Genomic DNA, 1,922 nt, shown 5'->3' with positions numbered 1-1,922 from the left:
CTCCAGCGTCGTCGGTTCGGTCATCGAAATTCCTAGAAATCAAACAGTCCAGGGTGTGTTGAGATTCAGGTCAGGCCGAGGCAAAAATGGTGGCTTCCGAGAACCGGAGCGGAGCGTACTTTGGGTACGTGAGCACCGGAAGCGCAGGAAGCTACCGTTTGCAGGCCGGCATCACCTGAATATCAACATACCCTAAAGCGATGCGTCGGTCAGCGACTTTTCCAGCCCCGACAAATGGATGCCGCACTCGGTCTTGGCGTGACCGGCCCAGCGGCCGCTGCGCGCGTCCTCGCCCGGCTGCACCGGCTGCGTGCACGGGAAGCAGCCTATCGACAGATAGCCATAGGCGACCAGCGGGTTCTCGCGCAGCTGATGCTTGCGCATGTAGGCGGCCTGGTCCGATGTCGTCCAGTGCGCCAGCGGATTGATGCGGATGCGCGAACCGACCGCCTCGAACACCGGAAGTGCTGCCCGCGTGGTCGCCTGAAAACGCTTGCGGCCGGTGAACCAGGCGCGGAACGGCTCGACGCCGCGCGCCAGTGGCTCGACCTTGCGGACGTCGCAGCAGGCGTCGGTGTCGGTCTCGTTCAGATTGCCGGTCGGATCGATCCGTTCGAGCGCTGCTTCGTCCGGCGTGATCACCCGGATATCGGTCAGTCCGAAATCGGCAACGAGCGCGTCGCGATAGCCGAGCGTCTCCTCGAAATGCTTGCCGGTGTCGAGGAAGATCACCGGCAACGTCCGGTCGATCTTGGCGATCATATGCAGCAGCACCGCCGAATCCGCGCCAAAGGACGAAACTGCGGCGATTTCGCCGCGAAAGAACTCCCGGGCCGACCGCTCGATGATCTCAAGCGGCTTCAGATGACCATAGAGCGCATCGAGCCCCGCCGCTTCGGCGGCGATGCCGGCCTCGACGTCGACGATACGATCAAGCGGCCTTGGCTTCGCCAGCATAGAGCGCCTCCTTGAACGGCGCGGGACCGACACGGCGGTAGGCGTCGATGAATTTTTCGTTTCTGTCGAGCCGGAGGCCGAGATAGGTCTCGACGATCTGCTCGATGGCGTCGGTGATCTCTTCCGAACTGAAGCCGCGGCCGATGATCTCGCCGACCGAGGTGTTCTCGTCGGCCGAGCCGCCGAGTGTGACCTGATAGAGTTCGGCGCCCTTCTTTTCGACCCCGAGGATGCCGATATGGCCGACATGATGATGGCCGCAGGCGTTGATGCAGCCGGAAATCTTCAGCTTCAATTCGCCGATCTCGCGCTGCCGCTCAAGCGAAGCGAAACGAAGCGAGATTTCCTGTGCCACCGGAATGGAACGCGCCGTGGCCAGCGCGCAATAATCGAGGCCGGGGCAGGAGATGATGTCTGATATCAGGTTGGAATTGGCCGTCGCCAGTCCGATGTCGACCAGAGCGTCATAGACCGCCTTGAGGTCTGCGCGCGCAACATGCGGCAGGATCAGGTTCTGCTCGTGGCTGACGCGCAACTCGTCGAAGGCATATTTCTCGGCAAGGTCGGCGACCGCTTCCATCTGGCTGTCGGAGGCATCGCCCGGCGCTTCGCCGATGCCCTTGAGCGAAATGGTCACGGCGGCATAATCAGGATGGCGGTGGGTCACCACGTTCTGGTCGAGCCATTCCGAAAAGCTCTTGGAATCGAGGCGGGCGCGCCTGACCACCTCGTCGCCTTCCGGCCGGTCAGCCAGCGCCGGTGGCGCGAAATAGGCATCGATGGCGCGGATGTCGGCTTCCGGCAGCTTCAGATCCGCCTCTTTCAGCTCCTGCCATTCGGCCTCGACCTGGCGGGTGATCTCCTCGACGCCGGTCTCGTGGACGAGGATCTTGATGCGCGCCTTGTATTTGTTGTCGCGGCGGCCGTAGAGGTTGTAAACGCGCAGGATCGCCGTGCAATAGGAC

General features: G+C 62.5%; 2 protein-coding genes. Both read right to left on the bottom strand.

The window, feature by feature from the left end:
* Positions 1–192: 192 nt before the first annotated feature.
* The gene (locus EOA86_RS32780; RefSeq protein ID WP_065010146.1) at positions 193–957 is read right to left on the bottom strand and encodes a phosphoadenylyl-sulfate reductase; all 765 of its coding nucleotides are present in this window, start codon (positions 955–957) and stop codon (positions 193–195) included.
* Positions 932–1,922, bottom strand: a 991-nt coding sequence (locus tag EOA86_RS32775) for a nitrite/sulfite reductase (RefSeq protein WP_164892239.1), incomplete at its 5' end; no start/stop codon positions are given. The genes EOA86_RS32775 and EOA86_RS32780, both read right to left, overlap by 26 nt.

It is taken from the genome of Mesorhizobium sp. M5C.F.Ca.IN.020.32.2.1 (genome assembly GCF_004023105.1).
GTDB classification, from domain to species: Bacteria; Pseudomonadota; Alphaproteobacteria; order Rhizobiales; family Rhizobiaceae; genus Mesorhizobium; species Mesorhizobium wenxiniae.
This window is presented reverse-complemented; position numbering and strand designations above follow the sequence as displayed.